Source organism: Pseudomonas sp. DR48 (assembly GCF_019823085.1).
GTDB lineage: Bacteria > Pseudomonadota > Gammaproteobacteria > Pseudomonadales > Pseudomonadaceae > Aquipseudomonas.
Map to the genome: position 1 here is coordinate 4,334,479 of NZ_CP081946.1, position 22,736 is coordinate 4,357,214.

Consider the following 22,736-nt stretch of genomic DNA (forward strand, 5'->3'; position numbering starts at 1 on the left):
CTGACTTTGACACCTCCATAAGTTTAATAAGAAAGGTCTTTATATGAGCGTATTCGATATAATCGAAAATTCTCCTGTCTCCAAGTTTCACCGCAAATTACTTCTTGCCTGCTGCGGTGGCCCATTCTTGGACGGCTACATCCTCAGCCTGATCGGCATCGCCCTAATCGGTTTTGCCAATGACATTCCAGCTACGCCTGTTGAAACCGGACTCATTGGTGCAGCTTCATTGCTGGGTATCTTCTTTGGCGCGACGGTGTTCGGTGCGGTCACAGACCGGATCGGTCGCGAGACCATGTATGCGCTGGATTTGACTGTACTCATCATCGCGTGCGGTCTGAGCGCTTTTGTGACTGATGCTTGGCAGTTGATCTTGTTGCGATTCGTCATAGGCTTGGCGGTCGGTGCGGACTATCCCATCGCGACCTCGTTGCTTACTGAGTTCACACCCTCGAAGCGTCGCGGCTTCATGATCGGATTGTCTGGCCTAGCTTGGTCAGTAGGTGCGATGACGGCGTTCGTGGTGGGCTACCTAGTGGTCAACTTTAGTGGCGACCACTCGTTGTGGCGCTGGATGTTGTTCAGCGGTGCTGTGGTCGGCTTGATAGTCGTGATTATGCGTCGTGGTATTCCCGAATCACCACGCTGGCTGGCCAGCAAGGGTCGTGTGCATGAAGCGGAAGAGGTCATTCGCAAGGTCTACGGCAAGTCCGTAAAGATCACTCAATATGATATTGATCAGCTCAATGATGGAGGGCGACCACGCTCCATGCTCGCAGATCTGAAAATGATTTCTTCGGGTGGCTACCTCAAACGCACCATCATGTGTGGCGTGCTTTATTTTGCTCAGATTACCCCTCAGTACGTGCTATACACCTTTGGTGGAATGATCCTGATATCCGCCGGCATCAAAGGCACAAACGCGTCGACGTTGGGCGAACTGTTGATCGCCACACTGTTCGCAGTCGGGGTGATTCCAGCGCTGAAACTCGTGGAAACATGGGGTCGTCGTCCCATGGTATTGGTGCCGTTCGCGTTGATGGCGATCCCGTTGTTCGTCCTAGGTCTTTGGGCGGATGCCCCGCCCTGGTTCATCATCGGCGCCTTCGCGTTCTACGCCTTCGTATCGGGTGGGCCAAGCATCCTGGAGTGGATCTACCCCAACGAACTGTTTCCCACCTCCGTTCGCGCTACAGCTGTCGGCGTAGCGGTGGGTATCAGTCGCATAGGAGCTGCAGCCGGTACCTACCTGACTCCAATCAGTATCGAGTCGATCGGTCTGCAAGCGACTTTGATGATCGGTGCCGGTGTAACCCTGCTTGCCTTCTTCGTTTGCTTGGCCTGGGCTCCGGAAACCAAAGGTCGATCCCTGCAACAATCTGCGTCGCTGAGCATGGCGACATAATTGAATTCCCCAAGCACTTTTCTGGCTCGACGTTCGCAGGGCGTCACTGATAGGGTGGGGGCGGAACCTAACGGCGTTGGTGGCTACATGTCATCTACGCCGCTGGGCGTTTCTGCAGGCTCAGCTTGGCAGCCCATTACCATGCCTTTCAGTATCCAGGACATCATCGACAACGTATCGCTGCGCACTCGCTTACTGACCGGCGCGGAAGGTGCGCTGCGAACCTTGCGATGGGCCCACGTATGCGAACTGTCTGACCCAAGCGAGTGGTTCGGGGAGGGTGACCTGCTGATGACCACAGGCATTGGTATACCTCCTGATGCCGAGCAGCAACGTGCATACGTCACTAGACTCTCCGAAGCCAAAGTGGCAGGCATGATGATCGGTGAGAACATGCAAGCCCCGGAAGACATCTCGGGCCTGCGTGACCAAGCATCGCTGTTAGGTTTTCCAGTACTGATCACTCATTACTCCGTGCCATTTTCTGCGGTCACGAAAGCCATTCTGGATGCAAGGCAACAGAACGAAGATCAGCGCCGAAGAGCTGTTGTACGGCTTTATGAGAGCGCAAGGATCGGGCTACGGCATCTCGGCCTGGATGGTCTTTTGCTAAGGCTCTCAGCCGATGTCATGGCAGACCTGTACCTGTTTGACACTCACACCTTAGGGCCTTGGGAAGAGGGACTTGCGCCGCTGCCTGGGCAATGGCGCGAAGTTCTCAGCTCCCGCGTACGACTCACCTACGATCTAACACGCTGTAATACCGGTGAAAGCGAAGCATTGGTTATGGCGCTACCAGCTCTGCCACAGTGCGCCATCCTTGCGACGGGTGGTCAGCTGCTTGATTACGGCATCCTCCACCACATTGCCTCAGTTCTGGCGATCGAACTGGAGCGCCTTCAGAGCGAGCACGAGCGGATGCTTCGATTGGGTTCTGAGCTCGTGGATGATCTTCTGAACAATAGGCTTACCGAGCGAGCTGCATCCGAGCGGCTGGAGCAATTGGATTGTCCACCTGGAACCGCCCATCTTGTTCTTGCCCGATTAGAGCATGAGGCACCAAACAACTGGCAGCTGGAGCTGAGTAGGCAGAGCTTGAAGTTGCTAGTCCGGCAGTCCGGTGATGAGCTCGTGATCTTGCTGACAAATCCTGCCGCGTGCCAACCACTACAAGCGGCTTTGGGATGTTGCATGGGAGTAAGCGCTGTGCTGGGAACGGGGCTCAGGGTGCAAGAGGCGCTACGGGAGGCCCGTCTAGCGCTTGCCCATTCGACACCGACACGGCAAATCGTTGAATACGGCAGTGCCTTGGACGAAGCGTTCTGGCTGCCCGGTGATCTCGAGCAAGCCAACAGAATGTATCGTCGGGTCATTGGCAGTCTAGTTGACTACGATGTTCAAAACGGAAGTCAGCTCATCCATACCTTGCGGGTGTTCCTGGAGCAGAATCGCTCGTGGCAAAAGTCCTCGCAGATTCTCAATGTTCACAAGCAGACGTTGATTTATCGTGTGCACCGGATTGAGGAAATCACCGGGCGATCGTTGGACGACACGGAAGGCGTGGTCGAGTTTTGGATTGCGTTGCGTTCAATGGACATAGCCGCAGAATCGCAGCCCTAGGCAATCGTGTGTAGGTGAGCAGGGATGACCGATCAGCAGGCCGAATTCCCCTGAGAGACGCTAGGCGGCACCAATATTTCAAATGGCAATCCGAGCCCTTTCGGTGTTAGTGCGGGCGTCAGCGTCTTGGACGCTTCAACAATCGCATTTAGCATATATGGCTCCATAGGGCTTGCCTTCCGCAGCTTGGTGTCAACGTGGAGCATCATATGTTCCCCGGTCGCCACTGTGATATCTCCTTACATCCACGACATACGTGTACGGGTGCAATCGTACATCATCGTACCCGATGATTTCCGTATACACCTCAAGAGGTGCCAACTGTGCATTCTTTTAGATTTCGCTGCCGACCCTGGACGTTGAAAAAGCTATAGCCTCAGTCGATACTCTTCTGTGAAGCCTACCTTCCTGAGGAGCACCTCTCCTGCATCGGCCATGACTTTGTAATAATGCCATTCAGTCATGTGACCGTTGAGTCCCTTGAAGGCGTACTTGAAGTCAGCAATGCCACAGTACAACCCGATAGACTGGTTCGCGGTCTGCGCCGGGTAGCGCTTGAAAAGGGCATTAAAATTTTCGAGAACACCTCGATGGACAGCCTCGATCGCTCGGCTCCAGCAGTCCTAAAGACTCCTAAGGGTTCGATCACTGCCAACCGCCTCGTGCTTGCCCGCAATGCGTGGGCTGCCCAAATCCCTGAACTGCGCCGAACAATTCTTCGGTTACAAGCACGATAGTTGCCACTTCGCCTATCCCGGATCGACTGCAAAAAAATGGTTAGACAAGTGGAGAAGCAATTACCGACTCCCAGCTCATGGTTAATTACTACCGTATCACTAAGGATGCCCGTATAGCATTCGGCAAGAATACCGGGATGATTAGTTACGCCAGCCGCGTGGGTGGGGGGTATGCCAACGATCCAAATTTTAGCAAAGACACCGAGCGCGATTTCCGCCGCACCAATCCGGAACTCAACGATGAACCAACCACCCCACTCCTGGTGTGGCCCAATTGATCGCACTTACGACAGCCTGCCGGTCTTTGGAGGCCTGGGTGGCACCCGGCATATTTTAATATTCTCAAGATGTCTTTATGCCCCCGTGGCTCTCTGGCGTGGAATAGCAAATTCTTAGCAAGTGTTGTCTGATTCCTAACCCCTCTAGGTAGATCCCTCGTTCATACGATTTTATAAATCGCATACCACCAATTTTGTTTTCCGTCTGGTGGTCAACACTGCGAAGGGTGCACACACTCGACTTGCATTCAGCGACTTGGGCTCCGGTGCCCAACCTCATTTGCGGAGAAAATAATGAATAATAAGCTCGCGCTCACCCTCGCATTAGCCTCAGCACCATTTTTTGGCCAGTATGCCATGGCAGACATCACTGTTATGTCCCATGGAGGAGCTAACAAGGAGGCCCAGGCCGTTGCGTTCTATAAGCCATATACCGATGAAGTGGGAACCAAGATTATTGCCGGTGAGTTCAATGGCGAGATGGCCAAGATCAAAGCAATGGTAGACACAGGTACCGTCACATGGGATGTGGTGGAGATGGAAATGCCTGTTTTGAGCCGCGCCTGTGATGAGGGCTTGCTTGAGGAATTCAGCCCGAATCCTTCAGTCGCTCAGCAGCTACTGCCTGAGGCTTTGAACACCTGTGGCGTGGGTTTCTTTGTGTGGTCGACAGTGCTCGCCTATAACGCGGATAAATTGAAAGTAGCGCCTACTGGTTGGGCGGACTTCTGGGATCTGAAAAAGTTTCCAGGGAAGAGGGGCCTCAGAAAAGGAGCGCTCAACACCTTAGAGTTTGCACTGTTGGCTGATGGTGTGCCTGCAGCTGATGTGTATACCGTGTTAGCAACCAAAGAAGGCCAAGATCGCGCATTTCGTAAACTTGATGAGATCAAACCAAGTATTCAATGGTGGGAAGCAGGTGCTCAACCGCCGCAGTTTCTGGCCGCAGGTGATGTTGTCATGAGCTCCGCTTGGAATGGTCGGATTAGCGCAGTACAAAAAGATAGTAACCTGCGTATTGTTTGGAACGGTGGGATTTACGACATGGATGCCTGGGTGATTCCTAAGGGATCTAAAAACGTTGCTGAAGCCAAGAAATTCATTGATTTCACGCTGGCATCTCAGCAGCAAAAAGCATTCTCCGAGAAAGTTAGCTACGGCCCGGTTAACATTTATGCCCTAAAATTACTGCCTACTGAACGGCGGGACTCTCTGCCAACAGCAGACGCGAATCTGTCGCAACAACTTCACGTGAATGCCGCTTTCTGGGCGGATTATGGCGAGCAACTGGAGCAACGTTTCAACTCTTGGGCGGCTCGATAATCGCTGACATTGCTTACCGATAGTGTACAAGACGCGGTGGTGATCTATCACTGCGTCCGAATTACAATTTTTACAAATTATAAAGTACTTTGATCTGGCTTAGCGGAAAGAAAATATTGAGGTGAATCCTAAATTCACTGCGAGCATAAAACTCATGCTATTTTGGAGTAAGAGTAAAGCAGTGCGAAAACGTATTCGCTCATACTTTAAATCTCTTTCGCGTGCTTTGCAGGGTTTAACGCACCGCAACATGTTACGACTGTTGCGGTTTTTTTTCATTAGCTGTTGAGTTCCATCGATCTCTTCGTCCGAGCGAAGTCGGTTTGTCATGGTGATGCTTCACACTACAGACGGCAGAAAGAAGGGGTAAAGGCGCGTCGTTCGTCCGGTATGCCGCACGATCCATTACGTGATCAAACGATAAGTTATTCAAAATGGAATTCACGCTCACAAGTCGTAGTGAAATATCAAAACGACGCTGGTAATGTCCTGGGCACGTTCGTCGAGCCATTAAAGGATGGAGGCGCAAATAGAAGCCCTGGAGCCGCGAACCTCCGGGGCTTCATTTTTTCAACAGATTTTTGGGCTATCGACTCGTTGCTTTGCCATTGCTTTTGTCCATATCTACTACCTTCAAGAGCTTTAAGAAGTTGAATATGGCGGAGGAGCGCAGTCAGACTCACACGCATGGCAGGAGAAATCGCTTCTTCGCGACGTATGTCGCGGCTAGATTTTTGCTTTGAACCACCCTAAAACCAGATCGGATTGTCGATATTGCTGGCCTAACGCGAAGGACTACATTGAGGCGTTCAGTAAACCGTCGGGAATGGTTTGAGAAGTGACTGAGGCTCGTGACTTAAAGGACAGGAATAAGGGCACATTGGTCTGATACAGAGTAGTGCTGAACCTTTTGCCTGACTGCTCATTTTTCCTCGGCGTTACCAGGCTGCCCGCTATCCCAGGCTTCAGTGAGCTCGTCTATTCGATCCGCGATTTGAGGCTTTTTTGATAGGACTAGTGTCGTGAGCGGTTAGTTCGCTTGTTAACGCATAAAGATATACTGTGTGCCCCTCGCTTCCAGACGGTTCCACGCATGCCTCGACCAGTTGCTCCTTTCGCACTGCAACCCGCCGACGTCATCACTCTTCAAGGTTGGTTGCGCATGGGTACTTTGGAGCAAAGCCTCGGTCAGCGGGCGCGGATATCTGGAGAACGCAATTCGGCGCATTCCAGCGCTTGAGAAAACCGGACTTCAGGTGTTTTTCAACGGCCCAGAGAGCTTTACTCCGGACGATCGCTATCATCTCGGCGAAGCACCAGAGCTGCGCAATTATTTCGTGGCTGCGGGCTTTAACTCGGTGGGTATACAGTCCGCCGGTGGTGCTGGGAAAGTTCTAGCTGAGTGGATTGTGAAGGGCCATGCTCCCATGGATTTGTGGGACGTAGAAGCGAACGCTCCCGGTATCTGGCTGAACAAATCCTGCGAGCGCCATTAGCAGAGTGGTCTTGCCGGATCCTGACGCTCCGAGCAGTGAAAGGAATTCTCCACTGCGGACATTTAGGGAAACGTTGTCGAGAGCAACGAACTCACCATATTTTTTTGTCACACCCTCAATGGTGATCGAGGACGAAAGGTTATTATCAGTGGTCATATTCACCTCATTTCATCTAAATCATGTGAGCTCAAAATTCGGGCGGGACAAGAGCCCGCCACTGAACATCAATTGACGATGAACAAGCTGAAGCGCTGTCGCAAAGCGTACCGGACTGTCGAGAAATACCATTCGAAAAATGGGTCAGAGCATCCGAAGCCACCCAGCCAGCGTACCAGCGGTGCGCAACCTTCAACAAACTCAGTCCATTTCACGAGACGCTGGAGCAGGCGCTCAAGGCCGATTCGTTTCGGGCAAAGCACAACCGCAGAAGTGCCAAAGCACTCTTCGAACAGATCAAGGCCGAGGGCTACGACGGCGGCTACAGCCAGCTCACCGCCTTCATCCGTGCGTGGCGCGGCGAGCAAGGCAAGTCTTTACGGGCCTTCGTACCGTTGACCTTTGCACTCGGCGAGGCCTTTCAATTCGACTGGAGCGAAGAAGGTCTGCTGATCGGCGGCCTGTTCCGACGCATCCAGGTCTCGCATATGAAGCTGTGCGCCAGTCGCGCGTTTTGGTTAGTGGCGTATCCCAGCCAGGGCCACGAGATGTTGTTCGATGCCCATACCCGTTCGTTTGGCGCGTTAGGTGGGGTGCCGCGTCGCGGCATCTACGACAACATGAAGACCGCTGTCGACAAGGTCAACAAGGGTAAGGGCCGTACGGTCAATGCCCGGTTTGCCGTGATGTGTGCGCACTACCTGTTCGATCCTGACTTCTGCAACGTGGCCTCCGGCTGGGAAAAAGGCATCGTTGAAAAGAACGTCCAAGACAGCCGACGGCGCATCTGGCTCGATGCTCAAAACTGCATGTTCCACACTTTCGAGGAACTGAATGCCTGGCTCGGCCAACGCTGTCGTGCGCTCTGGGACGAGCTGCTGCACCCGCAGTACAACGGGCTGACGGTGGCGGATGTCCTGGAGCTGGAGCGGGTGGAAATGATGCCCATGCCGACCGCCTTTGATGGCTACGTCGAGCGCACGGTACGAGTCTCCAGCACCTGCCTGATCAGCGTGGCGCGAAATCGCTATTCGGTGCCGTGTGAGCGGGTCGGCCAGTGGGTTAGCAGCCGTCTGTATCCTACGCGGGTGGTGGTCATCGCCGATGAAACGACGATTGCCAGCCACGAGCGTCTGTTTGATCGAGATCAGGTCAGTTTTGACTGGCAGCATTACATCCCGCTGATCGAACGCAAGCCCGGCGCACTGCGCAATGGTGCTCCGTTTGCCGATCTGCCGAAACCGTTGCAACAGCTAAAACGCGGTCTGAGGCGTCACGGCAACGGTGATCGAGTCATGACGCAGGTACTGGCGGCAGTCCCCATCGCCGGGCTCGATGCCGTGTTGGTGGCGGTGGAGTTGGTACTGGAATCAGGCAGCTTGAGCGCTGATCACATCCTGAATGTCCTGGCTCGACTGACATCGACAGCAGCCCCTCCGTCCGCCGAAACCAGCCTTCAACTCAAGATAGCGCCTGTCGCCAATACGGCGCGCTACGACCGGCTCCGTACCACCGATGAGGAGACTCGCAATGCGTGATCTGATGGCTCAAAGAACTACGCCTGCATGGCATGGCCAGCGCCTGGGAAGAACTGGCGTCTCAAGGAGACGCCTCGACAGCGTCGTCGAAATGGCTACTTGAGCATCTTCTCCAACAAGAACATGCGGATCGGGCGGTACGCTCAGTGAACCACCAGATGAACATGGCCAAACTGCCCATGCATCGTGATTTGGCCGGCTTCGACTTCAGCGCTTCCAGCGCAGACGCCCGCCTGATCAAGGATCTGTCCAACCTCGAGTTCACCGATACCGCACAAAATGTCGTGTTCATCGGCGGGCCTGGCACAGGAAAAACACATCTCGCCACCGCCTTGGCCGTTTCCGGGATCACGACGCATCACAAACGCGTGCGCTTCTACTCCACGGTGGATCTGGTCAATTTAGTGGAGCGCGAAAAGTACGACGGCAAGACAGGCCGAATCGCTCAAGGGCTGCTACGAACAGACCTGGTGATACTCGATGAGCTGGGGTATTTGCCCTTCAGCCAGAGCGGTGGCGCCCTGTTATTTCACCTGCTATCCAAGCTGTACGAACACACCAGCGTGGTGATCACCACCAACCTCAGCTTCTCGGAATGGTCGAGTGTGTTTGGCGACGCCAAAATGACCACGGCGTTGCTGGATCGGCTGACACACCACTGCCACATCGTCGAAACGGGCAACGAGTCCTACCGCCTGCAACACAGCAGCCTGGTCGCCCAGACCAAGATCAAATCACGTGAACGAAAGCGCAAAGACGATGATGGTGCCGAGGACGATGAGCTGTTTTGATCTGCACCGAAAATACCCTGCCGCATGCCCACATGCGGTGGGGCTAAATGCCCCTTCCATCGGGACACGACTGCTAAGCTTATCCACAATTGCTGATGCCAAAATCAGCAATCCGCCCTGGGTCAATTTTCAATCGGCAGGGTGAGTCAGTTTTCAATCAGCGCCGACACATCCATCCATGCTAGTGCTTCTTGAGCATTGGAAATTGTGCGCGGCATAAAAGACCTCACTATCGGCAGTGGTGTAAAACATCGTCGGCTTCGCCGGGTGGTATCAATTGTCAATGGCTGCGGCAAGCGACTTTGCTGCAATTAGCGTGTTTTTCATTAAGCAAGCTACTGTCATTGGGCCAACTCCTCCTGGAACAGGTGTTATCGCGCCGGCAACACTCAGAGCTGAGGCGTAATCAACATCTCCAACGAGCTGTTTGCCACTGTCGTCATCAATACGATTGATCCCGACGTCAATTACCACGGCGCCTGGCTTTATGTAGTAAGAGGAAATAAAGCGCGGTCGCCCAACAGCTACTACTAGTATGTCAGCTTTTGAACATTCATACCGCAGGTTCCGTGATCGTGAGTGTACGATGGTCACGGTGCAGTTTTCGTTCAATAGCAGGCTCGCCATAGGCTTTCCTACGATGTTCGACCTCCCCACTATTACCGCCTTCTTTCCCGCCAAATCTCCTAAGCGATCCTTCAGAAGCAGCAGGCATCCTAAAGGTGTACAAGGGACCAATTTAGGGTGCCCTTGACTAAGCATCCCCACGTTAACGGGATGGAAACCATCGACATCCTTAGCAGGATCGATCGCGGTCGTGATCAACCGTTCATCAATTTCGGGAGGGAGTGGTAATTGAACCAAGATGCCGTGAACTAAAGGGTCGCTGTTAAGTTTGCAAATGAGCGAGAGAATCTCCTCCTCGCTGCTGGTCGACTCCAGGAAGTACGGGTAGGATTTAATCCCCGCCTCCTCAGCTTTTTTCATTTTCGTAGACACATAGACTTGGCTGGCGGCGTCCTGTCCTACCAAGATGACAGCAAGCCCAGGAGCATGTCCATGCTGGTCACGGAATTCGAATGCCTCCACTGAAACCGTCTCAAGTAGACGAGCGGCGAAAGCTTTTCCATCGATAATCAGGTCGGATTTTGTCATTGTTTTTTCTCAGGGAGTCGGGTAGAGAAATATTTACGATTAATTTCTTGGTAGCATTTTTCGCTATTTTTAGCCCGGTGCTGGATTGAGCATTCGCAGGATCTGGCGTTGCCCATGGCAAATAATTTCAGTGCTGGAGATTTCCAAAGTGCTCAAATGGTTAAGCATTGCTATGATGCTGGTCTTCGTGCACCGTAGATCGTCGTAAGCAAAAAGACCCACGTTCTTTCCCTGCTGCAATATGCAATTCAGCGAATGCTGCCAACGCTCGCGAGATTCTCGGATAACAACCTGCTGGTTAGGCGTTAGATTTCTATGCTCAAGCACCGCCAGTTGGAAATTCTCCGAATGGCTAGACAGGAAGCTTAAATATCGCTTGATGAAATCAAGAAGCTGAATCTTCGGAGTTGCTCCTCTTACAGCTTTAAGGGCCGCAGCCAGGGCGTACTCATGTTCCTCGAGTAGGTCGAAAAGCAGCGCTTGCTTACTCTCAAAATGGTGATAAAGCGAACCAGCGTGGATGCCCAGCTGATCGCCAAGCTTCCGCAAGCTTACCCCATGAAACCCTTTTGAAAGGAATAAGGTAGTGGCAGTACTATACAGAAGCGAGCTACCGGATTCGATATTACGCCTTTTGTTTCCAGCAAAAGCCGAGGATTCAAGAACGGTATTGTTCATGGCTCGCATTCATCCGCGATGTTTAAATTTGCGCTCAAATTAAGCCTCCAAGTCTTAATTTTCGGGAGGCCGGATTGATGAATTAAATGCTTATGGGCAAGCTCTTGAAGAAAATACGAGCCGTTGTCAGCGGAAAATAATGGTCCGACTGCCGTTCATGAATACACGGCGTTCGATATGCCATTTCACCGCTCGAGAGAGGGCGAGAGTTTCGGTGTCACGGCCAACCGCGACCAATGCCTCGGCAACGTATGCGTGATCGACGCGTTGCACCTCTTGCTCGATTATTGGACCTTCGTCCAAATCGCTGGTGACGTAGTGTGCAGTAGCGCCGATGAGTTTCACGCCGCGTTCATATGCTTGATGGTACGGCTTCGCTCCTTTAAAGCCAGGAAGGAAGGAATGGTGAATATTGATAGCGCGTCCGGACAGCTGCTTGCACAGATTGTCGGAGAGAATTTGCATGTAGCGCGCTAGTACAACCAGCTCCGTGCCAGTGTCCTGCACGATTTTCATTAATGCAGCCTCCTGTTGCGCCTTTGTTTCCTTTGTTATTGGCAGGTAAACAAATCTGATTCCCTCGCGCTCTACCATGGGGCGTAAGTCCAGATGATTGGACACAACCGCAGTCATCTCCATTTCGAGATCCCCTTTGGCGCGTCGGTATAATAGATCAGAGAGGCAGTGGTCGAATTTACTCACCATTAAAAGCACCCGCATCGGGTCATTCTCAGGATGAATAGACCAGTGCATATCGAATCTTTCGGCGATCGAAGCGAAATCGTTTCGCACAGAATTGAGATCGATAGCCGCTCCATCGTTGCAGCGGAACAACGCGCGTGTGAAAAACCTTCCATTTTGCTCGTCGTCATACTGTGCCATTTCACTAATATAGAAACCGCTCTCAGCCAGGAAAGAGGAAATCGCTGAGATTATCCCCGACGTAGCCGGACAGCTTACGTTTAAAATGTAATTGTTGGCTGTAGTTTGCATAATCTCATCCCGATATGATTTGTGATTTGCCTAGTGGTCAAAACCGCCGATGTGACAATGTTATGACCGTGATGAATTCATTACCTGGAGCGGCCTCAGTATCAATCAGCTTCGGATGGCCAAATCCACCCAACCTGCCGCTGAGATCCAGGTAGGGCTCACACATCGCCACGGCGCATGGGCTTTCAGGGGATGGGAGCCTGGATGCTGGACGCTCGTGAACTATATCATGAATTTGTTCATGAACGATAGGGTATTTCCGTTCATTGGGCAAGCTGCCAATCTTGATGTAGCGGTCGCGCCGTATGCCTGATGGGGCAAGAATGGGAGCGGGGAACGCTGATGATGGCAACTGCTCAACACGGATCTGCGGGGGGGGCGTAGCTGCCGTTAAGCTTGTATGACGGCTATCTGGTTTTATGGGGGCCTTTCAGGGGGGATGCCTCTCGGCGCCTTTCTCCGAGATGAAACTGCCGCCTCAGTAGGCTGTGGCCGCCTGAGTGTTGGTCACGGTTTTACCGTATACCAGCTTGATCACCGCTTCTGCTTCTTTCACGCGGCCTTTGCTGGCCAGCCAACGGGGCGACTCAGGGATGCCGCGGCGGATTATCACCACGATCAGACCCACTACTGCGCCACTGAACAACATCCAACGCCACATAGAGTGGTCGCCAGTCCAGGCCACTACGACATAACCAACGATGAAGGCTGTCATAGCGCCTACTGACCATGCCAGGCCTGACAGTCCGATCATGAAAACTCGCCCTTCGTGGTGGCCCTGCAAGGCCGTAACCAGGTCGCGGTCCATGCCGGGGTAGAGGGTGTCCTGCAGAACATCACTGTTTCGCTGCCGTATTTCGATCAGGTGAGCAAAATCAAGTGAGGGCGGGAGCTTCTCGCGGGATACGAGTGGCCGGTAGCGGACTGTTGACGCTGTTGGTCACGCTCGTCGGCCTGTTGTTTTTCACCTTTGTGCTGACCACCTTGTCACCCGTGGATCCGGCATTACGCATCGCCGGCGACCGCGCCAGTGAATCAACCCTGACTCAGGTGCGTACGGATCTGGGGCTCGATCAGCCCTGGCCGGTGCGATTGGGTCGCTACCTCAAGCAGCTGACACAGGGCGACCTGGGCGTTTCGAATACATCCAGCCAACCTGTGCTGGATGATTTGAAACGTGCACTGCCCGCGACGCTGGAACTGGCGACCCTGGCGATCATTCTGGGCGCCAGCCTGGGATTGTCGTTGGGGCTGCTGGCTGCGTGGCGGCCAGGTGGCTGGGTCGACACTCTGGTGCGATTGTTTTCCCTGATTGGTTATTCGGTGCCGGTGTTCTGGCTTGGCTTGCTGATGTTGTTGCTGTTCTACGCAAAGTTGCAGTGGGCAGGAGGTCCGGGACGCCTGGATGATGGGTATTTCTACAGCATCGAATTGTCCAGCGGCTGGGTGCTCTGGGATACCTGGCGCTCCGGTGAGTCGGGAGCGTTGGCGAATGCGTTTTCGCACCTGGTGTTGCCGGTGTTGGTCTTGGGTTTTTATGCCATGGCCGGTATTTGCCGGCTCACGTGCTCTGCGTTGCTGGGTGAGATGGGCAAGGAATATGTGATGACCGCATTGGCTAAGGGCGCCGGGCGCGGGCGGGTGTTGTTGCGCCATGTTTTGCCCAATGTCGCCGGCACGTTGGTAGTGGTGGTTGCGCTGTCCTACGCCAGTTTGCTCGAAGGATCGATTCTTACTGAAACCGTATTTGCCTGGCCGGGCATTGGCCGCTATCTGACCACGGCGTTGTTCGCCGGCGATGTACCGGCGATTCTGTTGATCGGACTGTGTTTCGTGGTCGTCAATGGCCTGGCTGATGTGCTGGCAGGCCTTATCGATCCACGTATCCGGGAGGTGTCATGAGTGTTTCCGTTGCCTTCGACGGCGTATTGGTCCGGCGCTGGTGGCGCAGCTCGCCTGCTTTGGCGCTGGGTGTATCGCTGATCGTCGTGCTGGTGTTGGTGGCGGTGTTCGCGCCGCTGTTGAGCGGCTTTGATCCGAACCAGCAAAATATTCAGGAACGCCTGTTGCCACCTTCGGCCCAACATTGGTTGGGTACCGACGGTTTTGGTCGAGACCTCTTCACGCGTTTGCTCTACGGCACCCGTCCAACCTTGTTGCTGGTGTCACTGGTCTTGCTGCTGACATTGCCAATCGGCGTGCTGGTCGGTGTCACGGCGGGCTTCTTTGGCGGTTGGCTGGAACGCATCCTGATGCGCCTCACCGATGTGGTCATGGCGTTTCCGCAACTGGTGCTGGCGTTGGCGTTCGTCGCCATTCTCGGCCCCGGCCTGCTCAATGGCGCATTGGCACTTTCCCTCACGGCGTGGCCCGCGTTCGCTCGCCAGGCCAGGGCCGAGACGAGTGTTTTGCGTAACAGCGACTACCTCGCCGCTGCCCATCTGGAGGGGATACGGGGCGCGCGCCTGTTACTTGGGCATGTGTTGCCGTTGTGCCTGCCGTCGGTGATTGTGCGCGTGACCTTGAACCTGGGCGGAATCATTCTGGCCGCCGCCGGGTTGGGCTTTCTTGGTTTGGGGGTGGAGCCGCCCACGGCAGAGTGGGGCTCGATGGTTGCCGATGGCGGCCGTGTCATCTTCGATCAGTGGTGGGGCGCAGCAGCACCGGGTATCGCCATCCTGCTGACGAGCCTGTCCTTCAATCTGCTGGGCGATGGCCTGCGCGATGTTCTGGATCCCCGACATGGTACGTGATGAAACTCTGCTGGATGTACGCGGCCTGCGTGTCGGGTTTCCAGTGGCTGGCGCTCGGTTTGTCGAAGTCGTCAAGGGCATCGACTTCGCCGTCGGTACTGAAAAGGTCGTCCTGGTGGGGGAGTCCGGTTCGGGCAAGTCACTCACCGCCCGCGCGCTGTTGGGGCTGGTGCCCCGTCCCGGTCGAGTCGGTGCCGAGCAACTGCGGTTGGGGCGCACTGATCTGCTGGGGTTGGGTGAAAAGCAATGGCAGTCCCTACGTGGCACGTCATTGTCGCTGGTGCTGCAGGACCCGAAATACTCGCTCAATCCGGTGCTTAAAGTGGGTACTCAGGTGGAAGAGTTGCTGGTATTGCACACCCGGCTGGGACGGCGCGAACGCCGAGAGAAAGTCCTGGAAATGCTCGAAGCCGTAGGTTTGCCGAACCCCACGGCCCTCTATGATCGTTATCCACATGAACTGTCCGGCGGTATGGGGCAACGGGTCATGTTGGCGGCCATGCTAATCAACGACCCGCGCTTGCTGATTGCCGACGAACCGACTTCAGCGCTGGACAGCAGCCTGCGCGACCAAATGCTCGAGTTGATCATGGGGCTGGTGGAAAAGCGGGGCATGGGATTGCTGTTGATCAGTCATGACTTGCCCTTGGTTGCCAGATACTGCGACCGGGCGCTGGTCATGTACCGAGGCAACATTGTCGATCAGTGCCGGGCAACGGAGTTGGCCACGTCCAGTCACCGTTACACGAACACGTTATGGAACTGTCAGCCGTCGGCGCTGAGTTATGGGCGCTTACTGCCAACCCTGGACAGGCGCCTGCTTGAGGAGCAGCAATGAGCATCGTGGACATCGCTTCGTTGACCGTCAGTTTCAAACGTGGCTTGAGCCACTTCACCGCGCTGCAAGTCGAGCAGATACAAATCGAGGCCGGTGAGTGTTGTGGCTTGATTGGTGGTTCCGGTTCAGGCAAATCGACCCTGTTAAGGGTGCTGGCGGGCTTGCAGCGCGATTGGCAGGGCCGTGTTCAGTTGTTCGGCCATTCCCTGACGGCACAGCGAGCCTTTACTGGTGCACTGCGTCGGGATGTGCAAATGGTGTTTCAGGACCCTTATGCCTCATTGCATCCCTTGCACCGGATTCGCCGCAGCTTGCGCGAGCCTCGGCAGATCAATGGGTTGCCGTTCGATGAAGCCAGTCTTGTTGCGTCACTCGAACAAGTGGGCTTGCCGGGCGAAATTCTGGAGCGTTTTCCGCACCAGCTATCCGGTGGCCAACGGCAACGCATCGCCATTGTTCGTGCATTGCAATTGCGCCCCAGACTGCTGTTGCTCGACGAGCCAACCTCGGCGTTGGACATGACTGTCCAGGCCGAGATCCTCAACCTGCTCCAGACGCTGCGTCGTGACACCGGCATGACCATGATCCTGGTCAGCCACGATATGAACACGGTTGCTCATCTCTGTGACATAGCGCTGTTGATCAAGCAGGGCGGTATCGAGCAGCGACTCGATCGTGCTCAGTTAAGAACCGTAATCGCACCAACCCCAATGGCGGCGATCAACATCACCAGTACTGTCCCGACCGTCCATTTCAGTGAGACGCGCTGATTGTCGCCGTAGTCGATATCCAGCAGTCCGCACAGCAAATACGTGGACGCAACCAGTGGGCTGAGCAAATGCACGGGCTGACCGATCAGTGAAGCGATCGCCATCTCGTGTCGATCTATTCCATAGTGAGCCGCCGTTTCTGCCAGGATGGGCAGCACGCCAAAATAGAAAGCATCATTGGTCAGAACGTAGGTAAACGGCATGCTGAGCAGTGCAGTAATCACCGACATGTAGTGACCCGACTGCTGCGGCAGGAGGGAGACCAGGTTTTCCGAGATGGCCTTGATCATCCCGGTGCCGCCCATGATGCCGACGAAAATGCCCGCCGCGAAGATCAGCAAGGTGACGGCCATGACGTTGTCCGCATGCCGGGCGATGACTTCCTTTTGTTGTTTCAGCGTCGGGAAATTGACCACGCATGCGAGGCCAAAGGCAATCATGAACAGGATTGGCAATGGCATCAGACTCAGCATCATGCAAGCGATCAGCGTAAGGGTGAGCGAGAGGTTGAACAGAAAGCGCGGATCATTCAGGCGAATATGAGCATAGCCTTTGAGCACTTCGTCCTCGCTCACGCTGACTCGCCCCAGGCGGCGATATTCCATGCGCCCCAGCCACCAGGCGGCAAAAATGACCCATAGCCCACCGGCGACCATGATCGGAATCATCTGCACGAACAATTCGGTGATGTCGACATGCATGGCGCTGGCGGCACGGGAAAACGGCCCTGCCCAAGGCAGGATGTTCATCACGCCAATGGCCATCAGCAACACCGTCGCCATCACCTGCAAGCGGATGCCCGTCAATCGGTACAGTGGCAGCAGCGCGGCGGTGGCGATGATGTAGGTGGTAGCGCCATCGCCATCCAGCCCGACGCATAGCCCGAGCACGGCCGTGCCGACGACGATCTTGCGCGGATCGCCCTGGACCAGGCGCAGGAGTACCTTGATGAGCGGGTTGAACAACCCCGCGTCGGTCATCATGCAGAAATAAAGGATCGCAAACGTCAACATGATGCCGGTGGGTGCCAGCATCTTCACGCCATCGAACATCATGGTGCCCAGTTGCGGGGCGAAGCCCGCCAGGCAGCCAAATGCGATGGGTACGAGCAGCAATGCCACCAGCGGTGACAGGCGCTTACTCATGATCAAGTACATGAAGCAAGTGATCATGGCATAGCTGAGAAAGATCAACATGGGATGCCCCCTTTTATTGGTTTTGTCGGGTGCGGGCAGGTGGCGCCCGCTTTTTTCAGGTCGAGCGAACCCCGTGCGCATTGCGCACAAGGTCTGCGTTTTAGGGAATTCAGCTGTGGGAGTACATGGGCTGGCCAGCGTGCTCGAGATCGGCGACCAGAATCGCGCTGCTGGATGAGTCGGTGATAAACAGCTGTTTATTGCCTTGGCCGCCAAAGGCCAGGTTAGTAACCGTGCGACCCTGGGTGCAGGCACGAATGCGGTAGAGCGGCACGGCGTGGGAATCGAAAACCCACACGCAGCCATTGCCCGCGTCGCATACGTACAGGTTGCCGTCGGTGTCCAGTGCCATACCGTCCGCGCCACTGACGCCGCCCGCCATGGCGGTGAAAATTCCGACCTTGCTGGTACTGCCATCGCGCTTGATCGGCAGCCGCCAGACCGCGTTGCCCCGGGTCATGGCCACAAATAGCGCATTCTGAGCGAGGTCCATCACCAGGCCGTTCGGGCTGGGGCCGTTGTCGATCAGGCAGGTCAGCATTTCTTTATCCAGATCGTAGGTGAACACCCGGCCAGTGGGATCGTGCTGGCCTGTCTGTCCTTGATCGGTGAAGTAGAGTTTGCCGGCAGCGTCGAAAAACAGGTCGTTGACCCCTTTGAATCCTTCGCTGCGGTTATGAGTGAGAAACGGGCTGATCACGCCACTGTGTGGGTCCAGTACCAGGATGCCGCGTTTGTAGTCGGCGATGAAGATTCGGCCATCGCGATGGATCTTCAGTCCGTTGGGCCAGCCATCGTATTCGACCACCAGCGTCCACGTGCCCTGCGGATTAATACGAAAGATTCGGCCATAGGGAATGTCGGTCACGTAAAGGTTGCCATGTACATCGAAGGATGGACCTTCCAGAAAGCTCTCGACCCTTTGCCCGGGTTTGTTCGCCCGCACCCAGTCTGAGTCGCCATCCTTGTGGAATGCGCGGGGAAGGGTGGTGAATAAACGCGCCGTCAAATCGCGCGGGGGGGCATACAGGCTCACTGGGTCGTCTCCTGGCAGGCGAAGAAACGCGCACCGGTTTTGCGGTTGCGAGCGCTTCGTTAGGTATTGTTGTTGTTCTGTCTAATAGAACGATATGCCTACAGACGGAACAAATGTCGATGTTATTAGCGTATCTGTCAACCATCCGATCGTTATTCGCCGCACCATTGTTCCCCGATTGCCGATCCGGTTTGCGCTGTGTGCACGACATGTTTATTCGCATTCCGGATAGACGGTGCGTTGACAGCGGAAAAGACCAGGCTCATTCTATAAACAGAACGTAGTTCTATCTGGTAGAACGATCTGACTTATACATCCGGAGACCGGGCGATGAACCATAAGAAAAACATCGACATTCTGATCAGTGAGGTAGGTCCGCGAGACGGGCTGCAAAGCGTCAGTGCGACAATGCCGACCGAATTGAAACTTCAATGGCTGACCGCTCTGGCAGACGCGGGACTGGGGGAAATCGAAATCGGCTCCTTCGTATCGCCCAAGCTTTTGCCGCAAATGGCCGACGCTGCGCAGTTGGTCGAACATATGCGTCAGCGACCTGAAGTGTTCGTCACCGCCCTGGTACCCAATCTCAAAGGGGCACAGGCAGCGTTTGCTGCCGGTGTGCAGAAAATCACGTTGCCGATCTCGGTCAGTGAGCCGCACTCGATCGCCAACATCCGCAAGACGCATGATCAGGTCTACGAAGAGGTGGGCTCGATTGTCGCCCTGCGTAATGAGCGATACACCCATGTGGAAATTGAAGCGGGCTTGTCCACGGTGTTTGGCTGCACGATCCAGGGCGAGGTACGCGAAGACGATGTGATTCGCATGGCGCTGATCATGGCGCGCCTGGGCGTTGACGAGGTGGGGTTGGCCGATACCGTTGGTTATGCCAATCCGACGCAGGTCCGCAGTGTGTTCACAAGATTGCGCCAGGAAATCGGGGGCATGGCCGGCAGTGCGCACTTCCACAACACTCGAGGGCAAGGCCTGGCAAACGTAGTGGCGGCGCTGGAAGTGGGCGTCACGACGATAGATGCCTCCCAGGGTGGCATTGGCGGGTGCCCATACGCGCCAGGCGCATCGGGCAATATCGTCACCGAGGACCTGGTCTACCTGCTCGAATCCATGGGGCTGCGTACCGGCGTCGATATCGACAAGCTTGTGGCGGCGCGGGAATGGCTGAAGAAAGGGTTGCCCGGTGAGCCGCTGTACGGATTCATCCCCGATGCCGGTGTAGGCAAGAACTTCCACTATGCCGGGGGTGCACGATGAGTGCCCGTAACGCTAACCTGCAAACCTTGCCGCTAGCCGGTGTGCGCGTCATTGAGTTCGTGCATATGGTCATGGGACCGACCTGTGGTCTGGTCCTGGCCGACCTGGGTGCCGAAGTCATAAAGGTGGAGCCTACCCCCGAGGGTGATAACACGCGTCGCCTGACCGGTTCAGGCGCCGGATACTGGGTGACGTACAACCGCAACAAGAAAAGCTTCGCCGTCGATATCAAGACGAGTGAAGGCATGGCCGCCGTACGCAAGCTGATAGAAACCGCTGACGTAGTCACCGAGAACTTTCGGCCTGGGGCGATGGAAAAGCTTGGCTTGGGATACGAGCAGGTCAAGGCCATCAAACCCGATATCATTTACAGCTCCATGAAGGGCTTTTTGCCGGGGCCTTACGCGCACCGTACCGCACTGGATGAAGTGGTGCAGATGATGACCGGCCTGGCGTATATGACCGGGCCTGAGGGGCGACCCTTGCGGGCGGGCGCCTCGGTCAATGACGTGATGGGCGGAATGTTCAGCGCCATTTCGATCCTGGCTGCGCTCTGGCAGCGCAAGGCGACCGGGGAAGGGCAGTTCGTGCAGACCGGCCTCTTTGAGAACTCGGCGTTCCTGGTCGGCCAGCACATGATGCAAATGGCGACCACGGGCAAGCCCGCGGCACCGATGCCCAGCCGGCTTTCGGCGTGGGCCATCTACGACGTTTTCGATACCTGTGATGATCAACAAGTGTTCATGGGCGTTGTCAGCGACAGCCAGTGGCTGAGCTTTTGCCAGGCATTTGGTTTCGAGCAGTTTGGGCAAGATCCCTTGCTGGCCAAAAACACTCAGCGTGTCCAGGCACGCTCGACGATCCTGCCGGTGGTCAGAGAACGTCTTGCGCAACTGAGCAAGCAGTCTGTCATGGACATGTGTGAGCAGGCAGGTCTGCCTTTCTCGCCCATCCAGCGTCCCCAGGACCTGTTTGAGGACGTCCATCTGAATGAATCCGGTGGTCTGGCGCATCTGGCTCTGGATAACGGCGACGAGGTGAAAGTGCCGATGCTGCCCTTTGAAATGAATGGCCAGCGTTTCGATGCGCGTCTCAACGTGCCCGCCCTGGGAAGCCATTCCGAGGAGCTACTCATGCAAATGGGCTATGCCGAGACAGATATCGACGAACTGCGCGCGCGCGGCATCGTTCGCTGATCAAAGCCGGTAGGCAACACAATCGCTGGTGGTTATTCCCGCCGCCGGCCCTATAAAAATAATTCGAGGAACCTGTCATGGCGATTGTCACGGCAACCCCCAAACGTGCCGGTAGCATCGATTCGCAGTCACTGAGCGAGCAACAGACGCGCGTACTGCACAAGGCCGCGTGGCGTCTGATTCCGCTGCTTGCACTGGCGTACTTTTTCAACTATCTGGACCGCACCAGCGTCGGTTATGCAGCCTTGCAGATGACTGAAGACCTGGGGCTGACTGCAACGCAGTTCGGTCTTGGCGCGGGCATCATGTTTTTTGGCTATTGCTTGTGCGAAGTCCCCAGTAACCTCGCCATGTACCGGTATGGCGCCAGGCTTTGGATGGCCCGGATCATGATCACCTGGGGGCTGGCTGCCGCGGCAACGGCGTTGGTGGTCGGGCCCAACAGTTTTTACGTGGTGAGGCTGATTCTCGGGATTGCCGAGGCGGGTTTCTTTCCCGGCGTCATATTTTTTCTGACCCTGTGGTTTCCGGCTCAATACCGAACACGCGTGCTTGCATGGTTTACCGTCGCCACGCCCATTTCGTTCCTGGTTGGCGGCCCGTTGTCAGTCTGGCTGCTGCAAATGCATGGCATTCTGGGGCTTGCGGGCTGGCAGTGGATGTTTCTGATCGAAGGGATTCCGGCCTGCATCCTCGGGCTGGTCACGCTGAAGGTGCTGACCAATACACCTGCACAAGCCAAGTGGCTTTCCGATGACGAGCGTGAATTGCTCAATGGCATGCTGGCGCAGGAACAGAGCAAAGGTCAGCACAGCCACGGTTTCAAGGCGGCGTTGAAAGACCCTCGAGTATGGATTCTCAGTTCGATCACCTTCAGCTTTACGCTGGGCTCCTATGGCATCGGCATTTGGCTGCCGCAGATGCTCAAGGCTCACGGCGTAGAGGTGAGCATGATTGGTTGGGTTGCAGCCATTCCGTATTTCTTTGCAACCATTGGTTTGTTGATCTGGGCGAAACATGTCGATCGCACTGGCAAAGGCATTTTCAACCTGACCCTGGCCATGCTTCTGGCAGGCTTGGCGCTGGTGGTGGCCCTGCAGATGGATGCCCTGGTTCCCGCTTTGATCGGCATCACCCTGGCGTTGGTCGGTACGATTGCCGGCAAGACTATTTTCTACACCCTGCCAGGCAAGTTTCTTCGTGGCCAGGCGGCGGCGGGAGGCATTGCGTTGATCAACTCGATCGGTGCCTTCGGCGGGTTCGTCGGCCCCTACCTGATGGGCTTTCTCAAGGATTACACCGGCTCTTTCACGGCTGGCTTGATGGTCATGGGCTGCATCATGTTTTTCGCTGCGGGGATGGTGACGTTGTTGCGTTTCTTTCTGCGCGAGGATTGATCCAGTGGCGGCAGTCGGGATTGAAAGGGTATGTTACTGCGACTGAAAAATGTCTGACGCGACGGTTGGACAAGGACGTCCCTTTCGGTCGTCGACTATCTAGAGCTT

General features: G+C 55.3%; 20 protein-coding genes and 4 pseudogenes. 16 read left to right on the forward strand and 8 right to left on the reverse strand.

Annotated elements, in window-relative coordinates; all coding sequences use genetic code 11:
• Window positions 1-43: 43 nt before the first annotated feature.
• The 5 genes from K5K95_RS19740 to K5K95_RS19755 all read left to right on the forward strand — a co-directional run bounded on the left by K5K95_RS19740 (window position 44) and on the right by K5K95_RS19755 (window position 5,363).
• Window positions 44-1,405 (forward strand): MFS transporter, encoded by a 1,362-nt coding sequence (locus K5K95_RS19740; protein WP_222585683.1) that lies wholly within the window; start codon window positions 44-46, stop codon window positions 1,403-1,405.
• Between the two features lie 87 nt (window positions 1,406-1,492).
• Window positions 1,493-3,025 (forward strand): PucR family transcriptional regulator, encoded by a 1,533-nt coding sequence (locus K5K95_RS19745; protein ID WP_261398009.1) that lies wholly within the window; start codon window positions 1,493-1,495, stop codon window positions 3,023-3,025.
• A gap of 449 nt (window positions 3,026-3,474) precedes the next feature.
• Window positions 3,475-3,762 (forward strand): FAD-dependent oxidoreductase, encoded by a 288-nt coding sequence (locus K5K95_RS33140; protein WP_261398011.1) that lies wholly within the window; start codon window positions 3,475-3,477, stop codon window positions 3,760-3,762.
• A gap of 77 nt (window positions 3,763-3,839) precedes the next feature.
• Complete coding sequence (locus tag K5K95_RS33145) at window positions 3,840-4,040, forward strand: hypothetical protein (RefSeq protein ID WP_261398012.1); 201 nt, start codon at window positions 3,840-3,842, stop codon at window positions 4,038-4,040.
• A 294-nt stretch (window positions 4,041-4,334) separates the two neighbouring features.
• A complete protein-coding gene (locus tag K5K95_RS19755; RefSeq protein WP_222585684.1) occupies window positions 4,335-5,363 on the forward strand; it encodes an ABC transporter substrate-binding protein in 1,029 nt (342 codons plus the stop codon).
• 922 nt (window positions 5,364-6,285) lie between these two features.
• On the opposite strand, the pseudogene K5K95_RS33150 reads toward K5K95_RS19755, so the two are convergent.
• Window positions 6,286-6,381, reverse strand: a pseudogene (locus K5K95_RS33150) (AbrB/MazE/SpoVT family DNA-binding domain-containing protein); the annotation flags it as partial.
• Between the two features lie 75 nt (window positions 6,382-6,456).
• Between K5K95_RS33150 and K5K95_RS19760 the strand changes: the two are divergent.
• Window positions 6,457-6,567, forward strand: a pseudogene (locus K5K95_RS19760) (IS630 family transposase); the annotation flags it as partial.
• A 52-nt stretch (window positions 6,568-6,619) separates the two neighbouring features.
• Window positions 6,620-6,859, forward strand: coding sequence for a hypothetical protein (locus tag K5K95_RS33645; protein ID WP_409999705.1), 240 nt, complete (start codon window positions 6,620-6,622; stop codon window positions 6,857-6,859).
• Here the strand turns inward: K5K95_RS33645 and K5K95_RS19765 are convergent.
• Window positions 6,815-7,015, reverse strand: a pseudogene (locus K5K95_RS19765) (ATP-binding cassette domain-containing protein); the annotation flags it as partial. The gene K5K95_RS33645 and the pseudogene K5K95_RS19765 overlap by 45 nt on opposite strands.
• Before the next feature lie 97 nt (window positions 7,016-7,112).
• On the opposite strand from K5K95_RS19765, the pseudogene istA reads away from it, so the two are divergent.
• Together istA and istB are read left to right on the forward strand one after the other, a co-directional pair.
• Window positions 7,113-8,553: pseudogene (istA, locus tag K5K95_RS19770) on the forward strand (IS21 family transposase); the annotation flags it as partial.
• A gap of 32 nt (window positions 8,554-8,585) precedes the next feature.
• Window positions 8,586-9,344, forward strand: coding sequence for an IS21-like element helper ATPase IstB (istB, locus tag K5K95_RS19775; RefSeq protein ID WP_261398013.1), 759 nt, complete (start codon window positions 8,586-8,588; stop codon window positions 9,342-9,344).
• Window positions 9,345-9,617: 273 nt separating this feature from the next.
• Here istB and folD read toward each other — a convergent pair whose 3' ends face one another.
• From folD to K5K95_RS19795, 4 genes are all read right to left on the reverse strand, one after another.
• A complete protein-coding gene (gene folD / locus K5K95_RS19780) occupies window positions 9,618-10,499 on the reverse strand; it encodes a bifunctional methylenetetrahydrofolate dehydrogenase/methenyltetrahydrofolate cyclohydrolase FolD (RefSeq protein ID WP_222585686.1) in 882 nt (293 codons plus the stop codon).
• Between the two features lie 69 nt (window positions 10,500-10,568).
• Window positions 10,569-11,177 carry a TetR/AcrR family transcriptional regulator gene (locus K5K95_RS19785; protein ID WP_261398014.1) on the reverse strand — a complete coding sequence of 203 codons (609 nt, stop codon included), beginning with the start codon at window positions 11,175-11,177 and terminating at the stop codon, window positions 10,569-10,571.
• A 126-nt stretch (window positions 11,178-11,303) separates the two neighbouring features.
• Window positions 11,304-12,170 carry a formyltetrahydrofolate deformylase gene (gene purU / locus K5K95_RS19790; protein WP_222585688.1) on the reverse strand — a complete coding sequence of 289 codons (867 nt, stop codon included), beginning with the start codon at window positions 12,168-12,170 and terminating at the stop codon, window positions 11,304-11,306.
• Window positions 12,171-12,648: 478 nt separating this feature from the next.
• Window positions 12,649-12,978, reverse strand: coding sequence for an MFS transporter (locus K5K95_RS19795; RefSeq protein WP_315903111.1), 330 nt, complete (start codon window positions 12,976-12,978; stop codon window positions 12,649-12,651).
• Window positions 12,979-13,073: 95 nt separating this feature from the next.
• On the opposite strand from K5K95_RS19795, the gene K5K95_RS19800 reads away from it, so the two are divergent.
• From K5K95_RS19800 to K5K95_RS19815, 4 genes are read left to right on the forward strand one after another with little or no spacing between them, the layout of a single operon-like run.
• Window positions 13,074-14,072, forward strand: a complete 999-nt coding sequence (locus tag K5K95_RS19800; protein WP_222590379.1) for an ABC transporter permease — start codon at window positions 13,074-13,076, stop codon at window positions 14,070-14,072.
• Complete coding sequence (locus tag K5K95_RS19805; RefSeq protein WP_222585690.1) at window positions 14,069-14,923, forward strand: ABC transporter permease; 855 nt, start codon at window positions 14,069-14,071, stop codon at window positions 14,921-14,923. The genes K5K95_RS19800 and K5K95_RS19805 overlap by 4 nt, the downstream gene beginning before the upstream one ends.
• Window positions 14,913-15,761, forward strand: coding sequence for an ABC transporter ATP-binding protein (locus K5K95_RS19810; protein ID WP_222585691.1), 849 nt, complete (start codon window positions 14,913-14,915; stop codon window positions 15,759-15,761). The genes K5K95_RS19805 and K5K95_RS19810 overlap by 11 nt, the downstream gene beginning before the upstream one ends.
• The gene (locus tag K5K95_RS19815; RefSeq protein WP_222585692.1) at window positions 15,758-16,531 is read left to right on the forward strand and encodes an ABC transporter ATP-binding protein; all 774 of its coding nucleotides are present in this window, start codon (window positions 15,758-15,760) and stop codon (window positions 16,529-16,531) included. Before K5K95_RS19810 ends, K5K95_RS19815 begins: the two co-directional genes overlap by 4 nt.
• Here the strand turns inward: K5K95_RS19815 and K5K95_RS19820 are convergent.
• Both K5K95_RS19820 and K5K95_RS19825 read right to left on the reverse strand, forming a co-directional pair.
• The gene (locus tag K5K95_RS19820) at window positions 16,441-17,727 is read right to left on the reverse strand and encodes a CitMHS family transporter (protein WP_222585693.1); all 1,287 of its coding nucleotides are present in this window, start codon (window positions 17,725-17,727) and stop codon (window positions 16,441-16,443) included. The two genes, K5K95_RS19815 and K5K95_RS19820, sit on opposite strands and share 91 nt — an antisense overlap.
• Before the next feature lie 109 nt (window positions 17,728-17,836).
• Window positions 17,837-18,763: an SMP-30/gluconolactonase/LRE family protein gene (locus tag K5K95_RS19825; protein WP_222585694.1), complete on the reverse strand. Its 927-nt coding sequence runs from the start codon at window positions 18,761-18,763 to the stop codon at window positions 17,837-17,839.
• 330 nt (window positions 18,764-19,093) lie between these two features.
• Between K5K95_RS19825 and K5K95_RS19830 the strand changes: the two genes are divergently transcribed.
• The 3 genes from K5K95_RS19830 to K5K95_RS19840 all read left to right on the forward strand — a co-directional run bounded on the left by K5K95_RS19830 (window position 19,094) and on the right by K5K95_RS19840 (window position 22,628).
• A complete protein-coding gene (locus K5K95_RS19830; RefSeq protein ID WP_222585695.1) occupies window positions 19,094-20,035 on the forward strand; it encodes a hydroxymethylglutaryl-CoA lyase in 942 nt (313 codons plus the stop codon).
• Window positions 20,032-21,231, forward strand: a complete 1,200-nt coding sequence (locus tag K5K95_RS19835) for a CaiB/BaiF CoA transferase family protein (RefSeq protein WP_222585696.1) — start codon at window positions 20,032-20,034, stop codon at window positions 21,229-21,231. The genes K5K95_RS19830 and K5K95_RS19835 overlap by 4 nt, the downstream gene beginning before the upstream one ends.
• A gap of 77 nt (window positions 21,232-21,308) precedes the next feature.
• Window positions 21,309-22,628 (forward strand): MFS transporter, encoded by a 1,320-nt coding sequence (locus tag K5K95_RS19840; RefSeq protein WP_261398015.1) that lies wholly within the window; start codon window positions 21,309-21,311, stop codon window positions 22,626-22,628.
• The last annotated feature ends 108 nt before the right edge of the window (window positions 22,629-22,736 follow it).

Coding starts and splice junctions, on each gene's coding strand:
- K5K95_RS19740 (WP_222585683.1), top strand. CDS start 44: ATGAGCGTATTCGATATAATCGAAAATTCTCCTGTCTCCAAGTTTCAC.
- K5K95_RS19745 (WP_261398009.1), top strand. CDS start 1,493: ATGTCATCTACGCCGCTGGGCGTTTCTGCAGGCTCAGCTTGGCAGCCC.
- K5K95_RS33140 (WP_261398011.1), top strand. CDS start 3,475: ATGCCATTCAGTCATGTGACCGTTGAGTCCCTTGAAGGCGTACTTGAA.
- K5K95_RS33145 (WP_261398012.1), top strand. CDS start 3,840: ATGGTTAATTACTACCGTATCACTAAGGATGCCCGTATAGCATTCGGC.
- K5K95_RS19755 (WP_222585684.1), top strand. CDS start 4,335: ATGAATAATAAGCTCGCGCTCACCCTCGCATTAGCCTCAGCACCATTT.
- istB (WP_261398013.1), top strand. CDS start 8,586: ATGGCCAGCGCCTGGGAAGAACTGGCGTCTCAAGGAGACGCCTCGACA.
- folD (WP_222585686.1), bottom strand. CDS start 10,499: ATGACAAAATCCGACCTGATTATCGATGGAAAAGCTTTCGCCGCTCGT.
- K5K95_RS19785 (WP_261398014.1), bottom strand. CDS start 11,177: ATGAACAATACCGTTCTTGAATCCTCGGCTTTTGCTGGAAACAAAAGG.
- purU (WP_222585688.1), bottom strand. CDS start 12,170: ATGCAAACTACAGCCAACAATTACATTTTAAACGTAAGCTGTCCGGCT.
- K5K95_RS19795 (WP_315903111.1), bottom strand. CDS start 12,978: ATGGACCGCGACCTGGTTACGGCCTTGCAGGGCCACCACGAAGGGCGA.
- K5K95_RS19805 (WP_222585690.1), top strand. CDS start 14,069: ATGAGTGTTTCCGTTGCCTTCGACGGCGTATTGGTCCGGCGCTGGTGG.
- K5K95_RS19810 (WP_222585691.1), top strand. CDS start 14,913: ATGGTACGTGATGAAACTCTGCTGGATGTACGCGGCCTGCGTGTCGGG.
- K5K95_RS19815 (WP_222585692.1), top strand. CDS start 15,758: ATGAGCATCGTGGACATCGCTTCGTTGACCGTCAGTTTCAAACGTGGC.
- K5K95_RS19820 (WP_222585693.1), bottom strand. CDS start 17,727: ATGTTGATCTTTCTCAGCTATGCCATGATCACTTGCTTCATGTACTTG.
- K5K95_RS19830 (WP_222585695.1), top strand. CDS start 19,094: ATGAACCATAAGAAAAACATCGACATTCTGATCAGTGAGGTAGGTCCG.
- K5K95_RS19835 (WP_222585696.1), top strand. CDS start 20,032: ATGAGTGCCCGTAACGCTAACCTGCAAACCTTGCCGCTAGCCGGTGTG.
- K5K95_RS19840 (WP_261398015.1), top strand. CDS start 21,309: ATGGCGATTGTCACGGCAACCCCCAAACGTGCCGGTAGCATCGATTCG.